Raw genomic sequence first — 19,608 nt, 5'->3', positions numbered from 1 at the left:
TCGCACATTACAAACTGTTAACGTATATTTGATCTTCTATTTAATTCTTATTTGTATTATACATCTACTTTTGCCACACGATAAGAATACGCTATGCATGTATTAGTGGTGGATGACCTTCAGATTGATCGCTTTATACTCAAAAAACTTTTAACACCGTATTACGGTGTCACCACACTCTCCTCTTCACGCGAAGCCATCGCTTTTGCCCTGAGCCATACTTTTGATATTGCCTTACTCAACGTAAACCTGTTACACGATATGGATTGTGTCAGTTTGCTGCGCGAACTTCGTGCTATACAGCCACATCCGTTCACCGCCTTTGCCACAACGTGTCATGTTGATAAGGGCCGGTATAGAAGACTCTTGCAAGCAGGGTTCGAATCGGTTATGATGAAACCCTTTGATTTAGATGAGTTTAACTTGCTAGTCAAAAAACATATTCTTCAGCCAACTTTTGTGATGCGCTGATTTAATTTTTAATCTACTGTCTTACCTTTGACGCTGAATGTCGCTGTTCGTCCAAACAACGAATACATCCTGTATATATGAGAATATTTACTTTATCATGCCTGTTCTGCATTCCGCACATTATAAGTAATGCACAAGAGTATACTACTTCCACGATTCATGCACACAATGATTACGTGCACCCTATCCCCTTCCTTACGGCATACTATAGTCAGGTTGGGTCTATCGAAGCTGATGTATTTCTGCAGAAAGGAGAACTGTATGTAGCCCATGAGGAAAAAGAAATAACTGTCGATCGCACACTCGATAAATTATACCTGAAACCATTGGCTGAAAAAATCGCGCTTCACAACGGTGCGGTGTACGCAAAGCCCAGACCGCTGAATCTGCTCATCGACCTGAAAACAGAAGGTATACCTACACTGCAGGCGTTGGTAAAAAGACTGAACAAGTATCCTACACTAACGGGCTGTAAGTCATTAACCATTACCATCAGTGGCAATGTGCCCGCAGCGGATCAATGGAAGTCTTTTCCAGAATATATTCACTTTGACGGCCGGCCTTCTGTATCCTATACTGCCGATCACCTGAAACGCATCAGCATCATCAGCGATGATTTTAAAAAATATACTTCCTGGAATGGCAAAGGAACGCTCACCGCGCCAGACCTCAAGAAAATAACGGATGTAATTGACAGCGTTCATAGTCTAGGAAAACGCATCCGCTTCTGGGCAACGCCTGACGTTGTAAATGCCTGGATCACTTTACAAAAACTGAACGTTGACTATATCGGAACTGATCATGTTACTACGCTGGCAACGTTTATTGAAAAAGAGCCTCACACGGTCTATCAGAACACCGCTACGCATGCCGTACATAAACCCGTTGTAGCATCCGAGAGTGTGCAGGTAAAGAATGTTATTCTGCTCATTGGTGATGGCATGGGGCTAACGCAGCTATACGCAGGCTATACAGCAAACCAGGGCAAGCTAAATCTGTTCACAATTCCTACTATAGGACTCTCTGTTACTGCTTCGGCCGACAGCTATATAACCGACTCTGCCGCAGGAGCAACGGCTATGGCCACCGGACAGAAAACCACCAACCGTGCGATTGGTGTAGATGCTTCTGGAAAGATCCTCACGCCCATTACAGATATACTTCATCCTTATAATTATAAGACTGCCGTTATATCATGCGGTGACATTACCGATGCGACACCTGCTGCATTTTATGGACACGTTATTGACAGGGAGTTTAGTGAGAAGATTGCAGCTGATTTTTTAAATAGTCCGGTAGATATACTGATTGGCGGTGGTGTTACTCATTTCACCACGCGCAAAGATGGTACCAACCTGTTTCCTTCGTTAAAGCGAAAAGGATATATAGTATCAAACGATCTGCAGTCGCTCGACAGCATTCGCGGAAGTAAATATATAGTGCTCGATAATGACGCGGCCCGCTCGATGAAACAAGGCCGCGGCAATTTTCTATCGACATCTTTACAAAAGGCACTGCGTACATTTACGGAAAATAAAAGTCAGTTCTTTATCATGGCAGAAGGCGCACAGATCGACTATGGAGGTCATGCCAACGATATAGAATATGTAGTGCGCGAGATGCTTGATTTTGATGAAGCGATCGGTAAAGCGATGGAATTTGTGGATGCTCATCCGGAAACTCTTCTGATCATCACGGCCGATCATGAAACAGGCGGACTTACCTTACTCGATGGCGATCTGCATAAAGGATATGTACATGGCAACTTCAGTACGAACGATCACACCGCTGTAATGGTGCCTGTATTCGCCTACGGTAGTGGTGCGAAAGATTTTGCAGGTGTCTATCAGAACACCGCTATATTTGACAAGATCATAAAGGCGCTCCGTATTAACCAGCCGTCTGCTACAGGCAAGTAGGTATCAGCCCGTGTGCTGTCCCAACATCATTGACAGTGTTTTCCATCGGGGATTATGATCCGCGACAAGTTTGAGTATACCTACAAATGGGACAAAGAGTATCATGCCGGCCATTCCCCAGAGTAAACCTCCGGCAAAAATTGCCACGAGCATCACGAAGGTATTTACGTTCAATCGCTGGCTCACAGCCAACGGAAAAATAACGTTGGCTTCCAGGTATTGTACGAAGGTAAAAACGCCAATGATACCAACCGGATACCAGATGGAGTCATAGGTGATCCAGGCCATGGCGATCGGCAACAATGATCCGATGGTGATTCCTACATACGGTATAAACGTAAGCACAGACGCTATAAATCCAAACAGGATAGCGTGTGGCACGCCCAGCAACAACAAGCCAATACTATTCAATGTACCTACGATCAGGTATACAATGCCCATTCCCATTATAAAGTTGTAGTACGTTTGTATGGTGAGTGTCACCATGTTTCGCAGACTGTCTCTTCGCTCATTCGGAAAGATCCGGTATATAATGGCCATCCATTGATCCCGGTAATATAGAATCAGGATGGCATACACGGGTATAAGCACCAGCATCACGGCTGAAAATACAGAAGCAGATATAGTATTGCTTACCACCTGTAGCGCCTTACCGCCAGCCTGGTTCGCCACGGAGTAGATCCAACTGGTTTGCTGTTCTTTCGTTATACCACGGTCTGTCATCAACGCACTGATCTCTTCAGTAACCGCTACAAGTTTGGTTTGCAGTACAGGCCATTCCTGCAGGAAACTGAGCGTCTGCGTTACCAATAGCACAACGAGCAGAAGTCCTACTATAATCAACAGCGACAGCGCTATAATAATGGCCGTAAGCTTTCCCATACCTCTTCGTTGCATCCATATACAAACCGGATATAGTATAAAGCTGATCAACAGGGCAAAGCTGATGGGGATAAAAATATCACGTCCGAAGAATAGTACCACAGAACCATATACTATATACTGCAACAACTGCAGATTCGCCCGGACCGCTATACCTTTACCTGTACGATACATAATGCTGATCAAATCGATAACACCGTTATACTTCCCGAATCTTTAGCCGATGCCCTGGCAGAGCTTCCTCTGAACGTTTCGTCCGCGTGCAACTCATAAGGAGATTTATATCCGAGCTGCCAGTAATCTAAATTCTGTATTGTTGTTTCTGCTATACCTGTGAGCGCTTCGCGGGTAAGAAAAGCCTGATGCCCGGTAAGCAGTACATTCTTCATGCTGCGCAGCTTCAGAAAGTCTTCGTCCTGTATAACCGCATGGCGATGGTCTTCAAAGAACAGGCCCTTCTCACGTTCATATACATCGAGACAGGCTCCTCCTAATTTTTTATCTTCGAGTGCCTGAATGAGATCTTTTGTATGGACGATTGCACCACGTGATGTATTGATCAAAATACTGTCGTCCTTCATCCACTCAAATTGTTTAGCCGACAGGAGGTAGCGGGTCGTTTCATTCAACGGACAATGCAGGGATACAATATCACTTCCGCGCAGCAACTCCTCGAGGGATACATATTGTACTCCGAGGGCAACCGCTTCCGCATGCTGAACGGGGTCGCAGGCTAACACCGTTGCACCAAAGCCTTTCATGATGCGGGCGAAGGCTATACCAATCTTACCTGTGCCAATAATACCAACAGTCTTTCCATGTATATCAAAACCTGTGAGCGTGTCCAATCGGAAATCCTGAAGTTTCATCAACCGTTGTGCCTCGAGCAAGTTCCGGTTCATCATCATCAGCATGGCAACTGCGTGCTCGGCAATAGAATAAGGCGAATACTCGGGAACGTGTGACACTCGTATTCCCAATGTTGCTGCATGATGCAAATCGATATGATCATAGCCCGCAGAACGAAGCGCGATATACCGTATACCTTGTGTATAAAGCTTGTCCAATACCGGGGCGGAGCAATCATCAGCGGTAAACACGGCAATCGCATCAAAGCCGGAGGCATAGTGCGCTGTGGCCAATGTGAGCTTCTCTTCCGTAAAAACCAGTTCATGTCGTTTACGCGCGGCTTGCTCGAGGAAGGGTCGATCGTAAGCATGTGCGCTATATACAAATGTCTTCATTTTTGGTATGGGATACGTTTACAGGACGCCTATATCCTGACTTTGTCTGTATAACAAACTTATCCAAGTATCACACCCTGAAGCATGAGCTGCATCACACGATAAACTGATTAATGTCAGGTTTCTTCGAGGCTATACTTCAATACGGAATATCAGCAACATCACGTCCCCAGGCCTTGTTGGGTTCAGGGCCCATGGTTAACAACAGTGTTCCACCATTAATAATTTCCTCGTGCAGCAGGTATGTCCGGTTAAAAGGTTTACCATTGAGGGTTGCAGATTGTATATAATGATGCGTTGCACTGCGATTCTCTGTCTTAACAGAAAATGTGTGAGAACCCGTGTGAATACTGATGTCGTCAAACAACGGAGTGCCTATATCATAATACGGAACTCCCGGACATGTAGGATAAAGTCCCATCATGCTAAACACCAGCCATGCCGACATCTGTCCGCCATCTTCATTACCACTCAACCCCCCTGCCCCAATGCTATATTCTTCCCGAATGATACCGGGAATTCTGCTTTGCGTTTTCCAAGGTGCACCGGCATGATTATACAGGTATACAGTTTGGTGTCCAGGTTCGTTACCATGCCAGTAGTAACGCTGATCGAACAACGTGTCAAGCTTGGCTATAAATCGATCGTTCCCGCCTTCTATAGCGATCAATCCCTGCACATCCTGTGGTACATACCAGGTATATTGGGCCGGAGTACCTTCGGTGATATAGGGTGTGCGTGCAGCAACCGGATCAAACGGTTCTGTCCACTTTCCATTCGCATAGCGGCCGCGCGCATAGCCGCTCCCCGGATCGATCACATTCTTGTAGTTAGCGGCACGTTGTGCAAGCTTTTGATAATCGTCTGTGCGTCCGAGTTTTTTAGCTACTTGAGACAATACAAAATCGTCATAAGCATATTCGAGTGTACGGGAAACCTGCTCGCGTTTGTGAAAAGAGTCCCACACGGAATCCTCCAAGGGTATATATCCATATTGAAGATACGATGCCAGTGCGCGCCTGCCCTTACCGTCTTTATAGCTGGCTGTATCGGTATTGGGTTCGAAAGCATTCTTGCGCATGATGGTATAGGCACGCTCGACCTCGGCTGGCGCTATACCCTTCATTAAAGCATCACCGATCATCGCGATGCCGTGATCACCGATCATAGCCGCGGTATAATTATTCCAGCATGGAAATATAGGGAGCCACCCGCCCTGGTCTGCTTTCAGTAGCAGTGATTTTACCATGTGTTCCGAAGCCTCCGGTTCAATGAGCGTTAACAACGGGTGCACAGCTCGATACGTGTCCCACATGGAAAAGTCATCGTAATAATCTTGTCCTTGTACGGTAGCAATTTTTCCACTGCCGCCAAACTCAGGGTACGATCCATCCGCATCATTGAATACGCGCGGTAGCAACTCGGCATGATATAGCGCTGTATAAAATAATTTTTTATCTTCTTCGCGCTGCGTTTTTACTTCGATTTTACGCAACGCATTATTCCAGCTTTCGGCTGATGCTTTTTGTATTGTCGCAAAGTTCCAGTCTGTTATAGCAGCAGTCAGGTTTTTGCGTGCACCGTCTATACTGGTAAACGATGTGCCGACTCTCACCTGTATAGCAGTATTGCTCTGCGAACGCACTTTTACAAAAGCCCCCACATTACTTTTACTTCCTTTCGCTGACAGTCGATTGTTCTGTATACTATCACCATTCCACGTTCCGAAGAATTCTATCTCCGTGTCTAATTGAATTACAAAATACCCGCTGAAGCCGGCAGTCTCTCCCCACCCCTGGTATATCCGGTGCGCAGGATTGTAACCAACAATCTCGTTCTGCTCCGGATGTACCTCTACAAAGCCCTCCCCTTCATCGCTGTTAGGTTCAATGACTATATACATTTCACCGGCTGCATCCGGAGTAAAGCGCATCATCGCAGCACGGGATATAGCGGTAACTTCTGCATTGATTTTATACTTGTCCAGGTATACCGAGTAATAATCAGGGCGCGACACTTCACGGGTATGGGTAAAAGAAGATGCGCGCAGTACAGCATCTGTTGTAAGTGAATCCATCATGGGCATGATGGTAACACTGCCATAGTCCTGTGTACAGGAGCCGCTCAGCCAGTGACTTCCGCGAAAACCCTGAAACAAACTGTCGCGATAGTAATATGGTGCTACACATTTATTTTCGGTAGCGCGTGTCTGCGGTGTCCAATGTGTCATACCGTGCGGAACACCGACTGCAGGAAAAGTTTGCCCTTTGAGTTCAGAGCCGGCTTCGCTATGCTTACGCGCGCTTTCGGTAGTGCTGGCGGCAGTGCCTACCAGCGGATCTACGTATTGTATCAACCCGGACTGCTCAGGAGCATGTCGTTCATTACACGACCATGTAAATACACCCGATACTAAAACGGAAACAATGCACGCGCTGCGAAGTGACGATATGGAAAGCATAGATACTATTTATACTTCCCAAATATATAGGTTTACTAATGAACTTCGCCTGCCTCCATCTCTTTCTTTACCTGCGGAGCCTGACTTTTGTCAACTATACCTTTTACTTCAACCTTGATAACCGTAGCAATCGCATCGGGCGCTTTATCGGGCAAGGTTATAACCAACTGATCTTTATCTATACCCGTTGAAAGTTTTTTACCGGATGCAAGCAGTACGGCACTCTTAACGTCATTGTGAAAGTCCGGCACGGTCAATTTTCCATCGACAGGCCAATCAAACACCGACAGATATAGTGTTGTATTTCCGTTTTGTTCCTTTTGCGTGCAACGTCCCCAGGGCAAGGGGGCCAGTGGCGATGCCTGTGAGCCGTATATAGCTTCGCCGTTTAGCTTCATCCAGACTCCTATATCCTTCAGCCGTTCTATACTCTCTGCCGGAAACTCACCATCAGCTTTCGGCCCTACATTTAACAAGTAATTACCTCCCTTTGAAGCTATATCCAGTAAATTACGAATCAACGTTTCTGAGCTCTTCCATTTATCATCATAACTTTTATAGCCCCATGTACCATTCATTGTCATGCAGGTTTCCCAATCTTTACCATCGAGCTCACTGAGATCGGGTATACGCTGCTCCGGTGTCTTAAAATCACCCGGGTAATTCGGACGCTTCAGTCTGTCGTTGGTGATCATGCGCGGCTGTAACGGAAGCAAGGCCTTGAACTTTTCCGCAAATTCATCCGTCATCCCGGTAGGCGTATCCCACCAAAGCACAGCAATGTCTCCATACTGGGTAAGTATCTCTTTTACCTGCGGAACCGCTATATCATTTATATACTGTTCCATCGTACGGGTAGTTTGTGCCGGATCCCAATGACCACTATGCGCTTCAGTATAAGCATCAATGCGGGCACTGTCAGGATTAGCCCAACCTTCTGATGTCTTCTTTCGTGCCGCAGCGCCACCGGGATTTACCCAATCCTGTGCATGCGAATAATATAGTCCCAACTTTATACCATGCTTGCGACAAGCATCTGCCAATGGTTTAATGAGATCTTTACCATACGGCGTAGCATCCACCATGTCCCACGTAGTTACCTTCGAATCGAACAAAGCAAAACCGTCATGATGCTTCGATGTAATGACTATATATTTCATACCCGCATCTTTCGCCATGCGTACCCACGCATCAGCATCATACTTGACCGGATTAAATTGTTTTGCATACAGCTTATACTCCGTCACCGGTATTTTTCCCCGATTCATAATCCACTCCCCGATACGATTAATCTGTTGTCCATTATGCGTACCAGCCGGCACAGCATATACCCCCCAATGAATAAACATCCCAAACCGAGCTTCCCGCCACCACCCCATCCGCTCATCCTTCTCCAACCCCTGACCATATAAGCTATTCATCAAACACCCCATCACTACCCCAATCAAAAAAATCTTGTTCATAACATCATCATTTAATATATACTATATCCCCAACCCAATCTTTTAAAATTCTCCAATCTTATAATCTTTAAATCTTCCAATCTTAAATCCTCTCTACCGCATCAAAGCCGTAGCACACCAAAGCACGGGAGCCTGCCCATGCATATCCCCCGTCAGACGTTTCCGATCAAGATAATACTGACGATCATTCTTCTTATTCGTTCCCTCACACACCTCGCGTATATCACCATTCGGTTCTATATAGGTAATTAATGCAAGCCAGCCCTTGCGTGCCGCGGCACCATATACTTCCTTATCCAGCCATCCGTTCTTCACACCAGTGATCATGGCAAACGTAAACATACCGGTAGACGAAGTCTCGGGCCACGACTCGGCATCATCAATCAATTGTCTCCACATACCGTCCGCTGCCTGGTATTGTAATAAGGTCGCCATCATTTTTTTATAGCCTTCCATAATACGCGGGCGATCCGGATTGTTCTGTGGCAGCGAACGAAGTAATTCTGCAGTACCAGCCGCCATCCATCCATTACCACGCCCCCAGAAGAATGGGACATCCGGTGCATGATAGAATAAACCATTCGGACGCTGCAATGAATCGAGATACATAACCATCTCGCGTGCCGCACGATCTATATATTTCTGATCGCCCGTAGCACGATATGCCTGCGCCTGTACGGCCGTGATCATAAACATATCATCAATCCACAAACGCGTTTGCCAGGTGTGTCCCATTTTGTAAAATACATGTGACTCATCCTTTACACGCGGACCTTCCGGCGGTCCCCACTGCTTATCGGCTATACTCTTTCCCATGTACAGATACTTCTGATCCTTGGTTTGCATATATAGTTCCAGGGGTATAGATCCGAACACCGTATAGTCAACATGATCGGGTATTGGAACGAGTGACGCCTCTGTACTGAAGAAGGGTTCAAAGCGATCAATCAGTGCTTGTTTCAGTTTTTTATTCTTGCTTTCTTTTTCAAATGTAAGTGCACCATACCACGCGCAAACTTCCGGATAGGTAATGGTTTTGGGTGGGGTTGGTCGACCGAAATTCGGATGCGGTGTTGCTATGAAACGATCCGCTACCCGTTTACCAATCTCTTCCGGTGAAGAACCTTTCGGCCAGGTAGTAAGATTCGCTTTATCCGACTGTGCTATTGCACTACCAGAAACGAACACTACACACAGTACATATATACCTATATTTTTCATAACGCTTACTTTAACTGAACGACTAAACTATAATGACGTAATAATGGACTTCTTCACCGACAGTCTTTTTAATAAAGTACAAAACCTCCCTTTGCTGGTATCTTTACCGTAATCTTCTTACCATTTGTCTTTATGATTTGCGTTGCAAAGGTTCCGGGTTCCGTACCGTCTGTGATGATGCGAAGGCTTTTGTCTTTCTGAATAAAGGACAGCTCAAGCGAAATTTCCTGTTCACCCGTTTGCGCGTTGATGCCCGCTATATACCAGGCCGATCCTTTTCTGCGGGCTACCACAATATATTTACCCGGTGTACCCGCTATATAGCGTGTCTCATCCCAAGTAGAAGGAACTTTCCTCAGAAAATCTTTAGGTTCATCCGGCAATTCCTGGTATGACTTCATGTTATCGGCAAAATGAAATATACCGGACTCAAACACTACGGCAAGGGCCAGCTCATGCGCAGCTGTGGTTTGACGTTTTGCTTCGCGCTTGTTGGTAAAAGTAACAGGAGTATAATCCATGGAGCCCACTACATTCCGGGTAAAGGGAAGAATGGTATTGTGTACCGGTGCACGATCACAAAACTCCTGTCGGCCGGCACCTTCAGCGCCCTTCACCGATTCCATCGAGACAAGGTGTGGATATGTTCGCTCCCATCCGCGCGGCAATGTTGAGCCATGAAAATTTACCATGATTTTATACTCAGCCGCATCGCGCAGTATATCATAGTAACGTTGAATAACCGGTTGCTTGTCGCTATCGAAGAAATCTACTTTAATACCCTTTACTCCCCATTGCTGTAATTTCTGAAATTCTTTTTTACGTGTTTCCGGAAATGCCATCAGATTTGCATAGCTCAGGGTATCTTTCTCTCGTCCCATTCCTGAATGATACCATAATACTATACCTACATTTTTAGAACGCGCGTACTGTATCAGTTCCTCCATACTTCCGCCTTTCATCTCGGGCCAGCCGGCATCGATCAAAGTATACTCCCAGGTCATGTCTGCTGTAAAATCTATATAGGCTTTCTGGACATCAAAGTCGCGCGTAGTACTTCCGGCAGACCACCAGCTCCAGCTTGAGCGGCCGGGCTTGATCCATGATACATCTTTTATAACAGCGGGAGGATTGAGATTTGTTACGAGTGAAGTCTCCTGTACAGTAGCCAGTGCGTTGCCAATAACAGCAGCACGCCACGGGGTTGTCCACGGCAACGTTGATACCGGCTCAGGATCGGCATCACTGGTTACTTCTTCCTTCTCGGGAAAGCGAATGGTATATATAGCATTGTTATCCTTGTCTTCAAGATGTGTGCCGGGATAATGCTCATCCAGCGCTGCTTCGGTAATAAGAATCCACAGGTTGTTAACGTTAAACAAGGCCGGGAATGCCCAACCCGCAGAATTCGGAGATTGTCCTCCTACTGCTATACCATTTTCATAGAACGCTTCGTAGCAGGGCTTCTTTCGTACATTCATATCATACGGCTGTATCCATGCCACTGCATTTTTTGGAATGGCAAACCCCGACTCTTCATGAGTAATTTTATGCACTGCTTTATCATTACCCGGAAAATGATAGCGATACGCTATGCCATCGTTATATGCCCGAAAGATGATATGTACTTTTTCTTTCTTTTCATTTTCGAAGACAAGAGTAAGCTCACGTGCGTGGTTACGACACTGAAGCCGCCTGCCAACGGTGAGGGTATACGCCTCATCAAGCGTAGTTTCAGTTTTGGAAACGAATTTCAGGTTCTCGGAGAATTGGTGATCATCGCGTACAATTCCAAGGGGCGAAGATTCAAGTGCAGACCGATTCTCATACGCAACAGCATAGGATAACCGGGTACCGGAACGCGAAACCACTACGTTAATTTTTTTATCCGGAGATGATACGCTCCACTCCTCCTTCTGCAAGGTATATCCTGAAGTAAAAGCAAATACAAGTAAGACAATAGGAACAAGTCGTATGAACATAATATATAGTTTTAGCAAAGTAATTATTGCGGTACGAGTGTGTAACGTTTTCCTTTCTCTGTATAAATCTCCAGCTCATAACGCTGGCTATTATTCATTGGAACCAAGGTAGCATCTGCGCTTTTCTTATACGGAGGTACAGCAGCAGCTTCGGTGAGCGGGTTACTAGTTATACCCTCTGCTTTAAAGACTCCGGGTTCCAATACTTTTGCAGGTATAGCTGTGCGAACGCGACACAGACCACCTTGTTCAGAATAAATAGTTGCCCTCTGAAGTTTGCCGTCACGCCATGCTATAGTTACCTCAAAAGCACCGCGTGCTTTTATACCGGCTATATTTCCCGCCGGCCATGCATCCGGAAGTGCGGGGAGTATATGCAATACACCGTCATAGCTTTGCAATAGCATTTCAGTTATACCGGCTGTAGCTCCGAAATTACCATCGATCTGAAAAGGCGGATGTGCATCAAAAAGATTGGGATAAGTACCACCGCCACCCATGGTTTCCTTTTTTGCCTTCGGATCTATATAGGTGAGTCCGTCCTTCAGAATTTTATAGGCATGATTACCATCGAGCAAACGCGCCCACCAGTTTATCTTCCATGCCATCGACCAGCCCGTGCTTACATCTCCGCGTTGCAGTAAAGATTGCCTGGCTGAAGCTGCAAGCTCTGGTGTACGCACAGGTGATATCTGATTGCCGGGATGTAAACCAAAGAGATGAGACAAGTGACGATGCTTGTCTGCCGGATCATCCCAGTCTTTAAACCACTCCTGTAGCTGCCCGTGTTTTCCAATGCGATACGGATATAGCCTGTCCAATGACTGTTTCACCTGTTTTGTAAATGCATCGTCTATACCCAACGCAGTGGCTGCACGCAGACAGTCTTCAAAGAGTTGTCGGGTAATCGCGATGTCCATGGTCGTAGCCATGCTTACCTGGTATTCTCTCCCATCGATCCTGAAAACATTCTCGGGTGAAGTGGATGGATTGGTTACCAGGTACCCGTCCGGACCTTCCACGAGCCATGCCAGCAGAAACTGTGCAGCTCCGCGCATCAGGGGCCACGCTTTATCGCTCAGAAATTTTGTATCACCGGTAAATATATAGTGTTCCCACAAGTGCGTACTGAACCAGGCACCACTCATCGGCCAGCATGCCCACCGTGCCTGACTGCGCGGGTCCCATTCATATCCACCGGGAGGAGATGTCTTCGCCCATACATCCGAGTTGTGGTGTGCACACCATCCTTCCGTTATACCATAATTGATGCGCGCTGTCTCAGCTCCGTTCAACGCGAGCTGTGCTATAAAATCCAGTAAGGGTATATGGCATTCCGAAAGATTGGTTGTCTCCGCGAGCCAGTAATTCATTTCGGTATTGATGTTCGTGGTATAATTACTTCCCCACGGTGGCTTCACGTGATCGTTCCATATGCCCTGAAGATTCGCAGGCAGCCCCCCGGCACGCGAGCTGGAAATCAAGAGGTAACGTCCATACTGATAATATAGTGTTACCAGGTTAGGATCGGATTGTCCCTGATTAAACCGCTGCATGCGCTTATCTGTCGGTAATTTTTGTGCTTCGCGGACATTGCCGAGATCAAGTATTACACGATTGAAGAGCGATTGATAATCCGCCAGATGTATAGCCCTGAGTTGCTCAAATGATTTCTGTGAAGCAGCATTCATATATAGGCGTGCCTCCGTTGCAGGATCTTTACCCTGTAATCCCGCGGATCGGTTATACCCGTTAAAGCTTGTTGCTTCCGTGAGGTATATCGTTACAGCATCGGCTTTTGATATAGATAGACTAGTATCGGAGGCCGTGACTGTTCCTCCTTTCGCTTTTACCTGTAAATGCACTTCGAAGTTCATTCCTTCACCGGTCCAGTCATCATATACTACCTGAAGAGGTTCGGACTCTCGATTAGCGACATGCATAGGAGCTTTACCGCGAAGGATAAGGTAGCCGCCCTGCTGCGATTGAACCTTGTACTTTAATTTACTCTGAAGGCGCACCTGAAAAGATATACTTCTCTTCTCACTGGCGGTGAGCTGCATCATCAATACATTGTCGGGATGGCTAATGAAAGTTTCGCGATTGTACACTACCCCACCCGTTGTAAAAGTGATTTTAGTTATAGCGGAAGCCAGATCGAGGGAACGATTATACTTTCTCGCTACAGTGTCCTCCAGGGAAAAATCAAGAAAGAGATCAGCCATGTGCAGGTAACGCGCAGAGTAAGGGCCTTGCATCTTCTTCCAGTATGCTTCTGCCAGCGCGTAGTTACTTTCTGCTACAGCCTCTCGTACAAGCGGCAAATATTTAATAGCATTTGGATTGTTACCCGGATCCGGATAGCCCGACCACAGCGTATTGTCATTCAACTGCAGGCGTTCGTGCTGCACCCCACCAAACACCATGGCTCCAGTTTTACCATTACCTAACGGCAATGCTTCCTCCCATGCTTTAGCAGGTTGTGTATACCAAAGAGAAAGTGGCAGCTTTTGTGCTGCCGGTTGTGCACTCGCTATATATACCAGAAAGTAAACAAAAATAAAAATACATATTCTTTGTAGCATGTACTAACCCTCCTCTTCAACAGACTATAAAATGGACCATTTCCCTTACAGTACTTTCAGATTTTATTTTGCGCTGCATGTCCTATTTTAAAATTTATTCGTTACACTATACAGTTCCTTTACATCTTTAGGTGTGTTCCAAAATACCAGAGCCCTCGCATGTCAGGCCCTGGATTCTGAATAGCCGCTAACGTAACTCCCTTATGAAATTTACCATGCTATCTATCTATTGCCACGGTGGATTATTCTGCCACACGCCTTGCATAATGTCCATTTGTGATTGTGGAATAGGCCAGAGATATCCATCAAATTTTCGCTTGCTTCCATTCTGATGATACTGAATCGTAGGAATGATTTCATCGGCAATGCCCCAGCGAAGCAGATCATTGAAACGTAATCCCTCATAAGCAAGCTCCACTCTTCTTTCATTCCGGATGTTCTCCTGTGTGAGTTCTGTTTTAGGTGGCATATTTACTCCGGTGCGGGTGCGCACTGCATTCAACGCATCCAAGGCACGCGTGTCGGACACCTGTCCACTTTCAAACATCGCTTCGGCATATAGCAGGAGTAAATCGGCATAGCGCATCTTTACTATATCCTGATCGCTAAGGTTCGAAGAGTTGGCTGTGCGTATGGTCGGATCAATCCATTTTTTGAAAGCCATGTTTGTAAAGGGTATAGCACTTTCGGAGACACGACCATCGTTGGAGAAAGTACCCGTCTTGGTATTATTGATCCACGGATCTCCGCTCTGAAATATAGTCATCTTCAGGCGCGGATCTTTTTGTCCTGTATCCGGATTGATCTCATACGAATCTCGCAACTGCGGTGTCGGGAAAACCGACATGCGACTGCTTACATACTGATCGAGCTGATGATAATCATCCGGTGCGGTATACATTACGGAGAACATGATCTCCGGATTGTTCTTCTGCTCATTAAAAAATATACCGGAATAACTTGTATGCAGCCTGAACGGATTCTGTGAATCACCAATGAGACTCCAGGCTACATCGGCTGCTTCGGCAAAGCGCTGATTATTCATCAGTATACGTACCTTCAGCATAATTGCACTTCCCCTCACGGCATGTCCATCGGTATAGGCAACATTGGGCAATCCCGCTATAGCGATATCAATATCGTGCAGCAATTGCTCCACGATCTGCGCTTTAGGCGTACGGGGTGTCTGATTGTAATCTCCTTCTATACCCTGTTGCAATGTCAGCACGAGGGGAACATCTCCGTATAGCTGCACCAGTTCATTATAGAAATAGCAACGATTAAAGAGTGCTTCACCTTTATACTTGTTATAGTTGGTTTCTGAAAGTATACCTTTTACCTGGTCGATATTATCGAGGAAGTAATTTGCCTTAGCTATAGCATTGTAACAATCGCTCCAGAACTGATTGATCGCACCTCCGGTGCTGGGATTGATTCCCCCCTGCATGATGCCCTGATACCCGGCAAAGCTTGAAGTAATGATCGCGTTGTCCGATAGAGCTTCAATGTCCATAGCCACACCGTTGGCTCCACGTACCGAACCAAATATACTGGTACGGTAACCGGAGTACGAAGCCGTTAACGCAGCCTGTGCATCCTGCTCGGTCTTCCAGAAATCTTTCGAATCAATTTGCGTAAGCGGTTCCTTATCCAGCAGATCGCTGCAGGCTGTCAATATAGCAACCAGTGCAATCAGGTATATATATCTGTTTTGTTTCATTGTCATCATATCATAATGTTGCACGTACGCCAAAGGAATACAAAGTAGACTGCGGGTAAATAGCTGCGCGGGCCGAGCCGGTGGCAGTGCGCTCGGGATCAAGTCCCTGGAAAAATTTGGTAAAGGTCACCAGGTTGTCCGCCGATGCGTATAGTCTTAACGACTGTATCTTTACCCGCTGACTCCACGCAGTTGGTATAGTATATCCCAGTTGAATGTTCTTGATACGCATGTATGAAGAATTGCCCAGCCAGAACGTTGAGTTTTGCGAATTCGGTGTATAGCCACTGTCTACGAATACATGTGGAATAGAATTGGATGTTCCCTCGCCATCCCAGGCATCGGTCTTCCACCACGTAGGCGGTGCAGATGCCTGGTTGAAAGGCGATACACCCCAGCCGGTCACATACGTCTTTCGTCCATATACACCCTGAACAAAAACACTCAGGTCAAATGACTTATAGCTTGCCGACAGATTTATACCGTAGTTGAATTTCGGGAAGACACCTTCTACGGTTGTCCGATCGTATGTGAGATCAATTCTTCCATCCGGTATACCTTCTGGTCCGCTTATATCTTTGAACTTGAGATCGCCCGGCTTGGGTGCAATACTCGTATACGAAGGTGTGGGGCCATTATCAATCTCGGCCTGGTTCTGATATATACCATCTTGTATCAATACATAATATGTATTATAGGGAAGACCTTCCTGCCGGATGTTTACACCGCTGATCTCGCGTGCACCAAAACGGATAAGTTTATTCCGGTATGTCTCCAGGTTTGCATTGATGCTATAGCTGAATTCACCAATCTTGTTACGATGGCCCAGCATAAATTCCCAGCCCGTATTTTCCAGTATACCATCATTTATAGTCGGTGCGTTTATACCGATGTGATCCGGCACCTGCAAACTCCGAAGTATATCTTTGGTAGTCTTTTTATACCAGTCAACCGAACCGGTAAGTCTTGCATTGAAAAGTGCGAAGTCCAAACCGAAATCCGTAACCGTTGTTGTCTCCCATTTAATATTTGCATTGTTGATCGAGCGCCTGCTGATGCCTTGCGCCAGCGAACCGTTAAAGCTATAATCCAGTGTCTCATCGTCAGGAGCAGTGGATATATTCAGAATATTCTGGTATGGATAGTTACCTATATTTTGATTTCCGAGTTGTCCCCAGGAGCCGCGTACTTTCAGTTCATCCAGCCAGCCTATACCTTTCATAAACTGCTCTTCAGTAATGCGCCATCCACCGGATACCGAAGGGAACAACGCCCACCGGTTATTCTTCGGAAAGCGTGATGATGCATCGTAGCGGAAGCTGGCCTCCAGAAGATATTTACCTGCGAAGTCATAATTTACTCTTCCGAAAAAGGACTGTATAGCCCACTCGTATGCATTGCTTCCGTTCGTCTGGCTGGCAGCCGGAGCTACAGCAAGTTCCCACAACTCGGTTGAAGGCAGTTTGGTACGATACGCATCAAGCCGATCATAGCGATAGCTCTCCTGTTGATATCCCGCCAATGCACTTACTGAATGTACCGTTGAAAATGTTTTGGTATAGTTCAATGTACCAAACAATGTATACTGGTTCTCGCGTGTGTTACGTTGTGCAAGTGAATGTGCACCTCCGTTCCAAACGGATCCCTGGTTGTGTATACCGTTGGCATCCGGAAAGAATTCATATCCTACGGATGAGACAACAAGTGCTTTACCCATCTCTTCTTCAAAACGAACCGATCCTTTTACTTCTGCACTCAGTCCTTCGATGATGGATACATTGAGATAAGGACTGAATAACAAATAGCTGTTCACAAATTCTTTGCCCCCTCCTGCTGTTGCTATAGCAATTGGATTTTTGTTACCGCCTTTGTTTTGAAAAGCATACGCGGTATATCTGCCACTGCCATCGGCAAGTTGCGGTGTGCTGGTGGGTGGTGCTGCGTACGCAGAGAGCATCTGATCTTCCGAACTGTTTGAATCGATTAACTGCGGACCGGTGTTACCAGTTGTGAGTGCAGTATCGTGTCGCTTACCGCGCGCCATGGAAATGTTACTGCCAAACGTTACGCGGCTTCCTAAATTTGTTTTGAAGTTTACCTGCGCATCGTAACGTTTATAGTCAGTGGCAAGCAGCAGGCCTGTCTCATCCAGCACACCAAAGCCTACATTAAACGTTGTGCCGACCTTACCACCATTCACACTCAAAAAGTGTTTCTGAATGGGTGCTCTGCGAATAAGATAACTTGTCCAATCAGCGCTTGGGTATTGAGCCGGATCTGTAAGAGCACCCTGCCGGTACATTTCAATCTGTTCATCGGTATAGCGCCACTGTGTTTGCCGGCCGGAGTGATCGATCGCCTTGTTCATCAGCTCCATATACTCTACGGAGTTCGTTACCCGGTCGGTCTTGATCGAAGGATTCTGCGTAGAGTAATTATAGTTATAGTCGATGCTGAGCCGGCCTTCTTTCCCTTTCTTGGTTGTTACGAGTATAACTCCATTCGCAGCACGTGAACCATATATAGCAGCCGATGCAGCGTCCTTCAGTACGGATATATCTTCAATCACATTCGGGTTTAGCAATTCAAGTTTACCTTCCACACCATCGATCAGCACCAGCGGATTACTTCCGGCAGAACTGAATGTACCTTGTCCGCGAATGCGTATCTGGTTACTTTCATCGCCCGGTGCCGAAGAGTTCTGTGTGATCTGTAAACCCGGAGTGCGACCTTGCAACAGCGCTACAGTACTCGGCGCCTGCCGCGTAGTGATCTCCTCTCCCGCTACAGTTGATACAGCTGCGGTCATATTTACTTTCTTCTGTGTTCCATAGCCCACCACCACCACTTCACTGAGTGTTTGTACATCGGGCTGCAGGGTTATGTTGAGCGTTGTCTTTCCCTCGAGCGGAATACGTTGTGTCTTATAGCCTATAAATGAAAAGACAAGTATAGCATCCGGATTGGATACCGTGAGACTATATTCTCCCAGCGCATCCGTAGTTGTACCGGTAGCAGTTCCTTCAATCATAACACTGACACCGGGTAGTTCACTGCCGTCATCCGAAACAATCTTTCCTTTTACCTGTTGTGCCTGCGATGCCTGGCAAAAGAGCAATACTACCGCAGTGAGTCCAAATCCTATACGCAGCGTGTTTATACTATCTTGTAATATTCTTTTCATACGCATACAGGTTTAGTTTCCGAAACTGGATTCGTGTGCTGTGCTATATGTCTCAAATGACATATACCGGACCGGAGTAACAACCGCATACCCGTTGTTACTATACCGGCTGAATTCACTGGATTGTGTTTCATAACAAATGATGGTTTAGGGCTTCGTGGTATATTTTACCTGCACCGACAGATCACGCGATGAAAATTACTTCCTTACGCAATCGTTTGATGCATGGCTCAATTTTGCGCCTAAACGTTTATTATCGGGGTATAAAAACTGTTCAAATACAGGAAGAAATCGTTCGTAGCATGGATTTTTAGCAGTATAGATCGAAATGCCACACATTATCGGGCAGGAAGTCCACGTGCGATGATGTATATCTCCGAAAAATAAAATTCACCGCAATAAATATAGTATCACGGTCTGGCGATTCGGCTGGATATACTTTAAAAGACATAAAGAGACAATCCGTTTCCGCAGCG

At 46.2% G+C, this 19,608-nt stretch carries 12 protein-coding genes; 2 read left to right on the top strand and 10 right to left on the bottom strand.

The features are described 5' to 3' along the window. Positions 1-93 precede the first annotated feature (93 nt). A complete protein-coding gene (locus ACFQ21_RS19155) occupies positions 94-471 on the top strand; it encodes a response regulator (RefSeq protein WP_377581277.1) in 378 nt (125 codons plus the stop codon). Between the two features lie 77 nt (positions 472-548). After that, positions 549-2,390: an alkaline phosphatase gene (locus ACFQ21_RS19150; RefSeq protein ID WP_377581274.1), complete on the top strand. Its 1,842-nt coding sequence runs from the start codon at positions 549-551 to the stop codon at positions 2,388-2,390. 3 nt (positions 2,391-2,393) lie between these two features. On the opposite strand, the gene ACFQ21_RS19145 is transcribed toward ACFQ21_RS19150, so the two are convergent. From ACFQ21_RS19145 to ACFQ21_RS19100, 10 genes are all read right to left on the bottom strand, one after another. Then, a complete protein-coding gene (locus ACFQ21_RS19145; RefSeq protein ID WP_377581271.1) occupies positions 2,394-3,446 on the bottom strand; it encodes an AI-2E family transporter in 1,053 nt (350 codons plus the stop codon). 8 nt (positions 3,447-3,454) lie between these two features. Further along, positions 3,455-4,516 (bottom strand): 2-hydroxyacid dehydrogenase, encoded by a 1,062-nt coding sequence (locus ACFQ21_RS19140; RefSeq protein ID WP_377581268.1) that lies wholly within the window; start codon positions 4,514-4,516, stop codon positions 3,455-3,457. A 139-nt stretch (positions 4,517-4,655) separates the two neighbouring features. After that, entirely contained in the window at positions 4,656-6,977 is a 2,322-nt protein-coding gene (locus ACFQ21_RS19135) for a GH92 family glycosyl hydrolase (RefSeq protein ID WP_377581265.1), read from the bottom strand. A gap of 35 nt (positions 6,978-7,012) precedes the next feature. After that, complete coding sequence (locus tag ACFQ21_RS19130) at positions 7,013-8,440, bottom strand: alpha-L-fucosidase (RefSeq protein WP_377581262.1); 1,428 nt, start codon at positions 8,438-8,440, stop codon at positions 7,013-7,015. A gap of 93 nt (positions 8,441-8,533) precedes the next feature. Then, the gene (locus ACFQ21_RS19125) at positions 8,534-9,661 is read right to left on the bottom strand and encodes a glycoside hydrolase family 88/105 protein (RefSeq protein ID WP_377581258.1); all 1,128 of its coding nucleotides are present in this window, start codon (positions 9,659-9,661) and stop codon (positions 8,534-8,536) included. 68 nt (positions 9,662-9,729) lie between these two features. Further along, positions 9,730-11,643, bottom strand: coding sequence for a glycoside hydrolase family 97 protein (locus ACFQ21_RS19120; protein WP_377581255.1), 1,914 nt, complete (start codon positions 11,641-11,643; stop codon positions 9,730-9,732). Positions 11,644-11,666: 23 nt separating this feature from the next. Next, a complete protein-coding gene (locus tag ACFQ21_RS19115; RefSeq protein WP_377581252.1) occupies positions 11,667-14,228 on the bottom strand; it encodes a glycoside hydrolase family 95 protein in 2,562 nt (853 codons plus the stop codon). A 226-nt stretch (positions 14,229-14,454) separates the two neighbouring features. Continuing rightward, complete coding sequence (locus ACFQ21_RS19110) at positions 14,455-15,948, bottom strand: RagB/SusD family nutrient uptake outer membrane protein (RefSeq protein WP_377581248.1); 1,494 nt, start codon at positions 15,946-15,948, stop codon at positions 14,455-14,457. A gap of 10 nt (positions 15,949-15,958) precedes the next feature. Beyond that, positions 15,959-19,132, bottom strand: a complete 3,174-nt coding sequence (locus ACFQ21_RS19105; RefSeq protein ID WP_377581245.1) for a SusC/RagA family TonB-linked outer membrane protein — start codon at positions 19,130-19,132, stop codon at positions 15,959-15,961. Further along, entirely contained in the window at positions 19,129-19,266 is a 138-nt protein-coding gene (locus ACFQ21_RS19100; RefSeq protein WP_377581242.1) for a hypothetical protein, read from the bottom strand. Before ACFQ21_RS19100 ends, ACFQ21_RS19105 begins: the two co-directional genes overlap by 4 nt. Between the last annotated feature and the right edge of the window lie 342 nt (positions 19,267-19,608).

The sequence above is a fragment of the Ohtaekwangia kribbensis genome, assembly GCF_042676245.1.
Classification (GTDB): Bacteria; Bacteroidota; Bacteroidia; order Cytophagales; family Cyclobacteriaceae; genus Ohtaekwangia; species Ohtaekwangia kribbensis.
The sequence above is the reverse complement of the archived record's forward strand: the minus strand, read 5'-3'. Positions and strand labels throughout refer to the sequence as shown.

Bases quoted from the DNA above. Each gene is read 5' to 3' on its own strand.
- ACFQ21_RS19105 (WP_377581245.1), bottom strand. From the start codon at position 19,132: ATGAAAAGAATATTACAAGATAGTATAAACACGCTGCGTATAGGATTT.
- ACFQ21_RS19120 (WP_377581255.1), bottom strand. From the start codon at position 11,643: ATGTTCATACGACTTGTTCCTATTGTCTTACTTGTATTTGCTTTTACT.
- ACFQ21_RS19145 (WP_377581271.1), bottom strand. From the start codon at position 3,446: ATGTATCGTACAGGTAAAGGTATAGCGGTCCGGGCGAATCTGCAGTTG.
- ACFQ21_RS19100 (WP_377581242.1), bottom strand. From the start codon at position 19,266: ATGAAACACAATCCAGTGAATTCAGCCGGTATAGTAACAACGGGTATG.
- ACFQ21_RS19150 (WP_377581274.1), top strand. From the start codon at position 549: ATGAGAATATTTACTTTATCATGCCTGTTCTGCATTCCGCACATTATA.
- ACFQ21_RS19115 (WP_377581252.1), bottom strand. From the start codon at position 14,228: ATGCTACAAAGAATATGTATTTTTATTTTTGTTTACTTTCTGGTATAT.
- ACFQ21_RS19155 (WP_377581277.1), top strand. From the start codon at position 94: ATGCATGTATTAGTGGTGGATGACCTTCAGATTGATCGCTTTATACTC.
- ACFQ21_RS19110 (WP_377581248.1), bottom strand. From the start codon at position 15,948: ATGAAACAAAACAGATATATATACCTGATTGCACTGGTTGCTATATTG.
- ACFQ21_RS19140 (WP_377581268.1), bottom strand. From the start codon at position 4,516: ATGAAGACATTTGTATATAGCGCACATGCTTACGATCGACCCTTCCTC.
- ACFQ21_RS19130 (WP_377581262.1), bottom strand. From the start codon at position 8,440: ATGAACAAGATTTTTTTGATTGGGGTAGTGATGGGGTGTTTGATGAAT.
- ACFQ21_RS19125 (WP_377581258.1), bottom strand. From the start codon at position 9,661: ATGAAAAATATAGGTATATATGTACTGTGTGTAGTGTTCGTTTCTGGT.
- ACFQ21_RS19135 (WP_377581265.1), bottom strand. From the start codon at position 6,977: ATGCTTTCCATATCGTCACTTCGCAGCGCGTGCATTGTTTCCGTTTTA.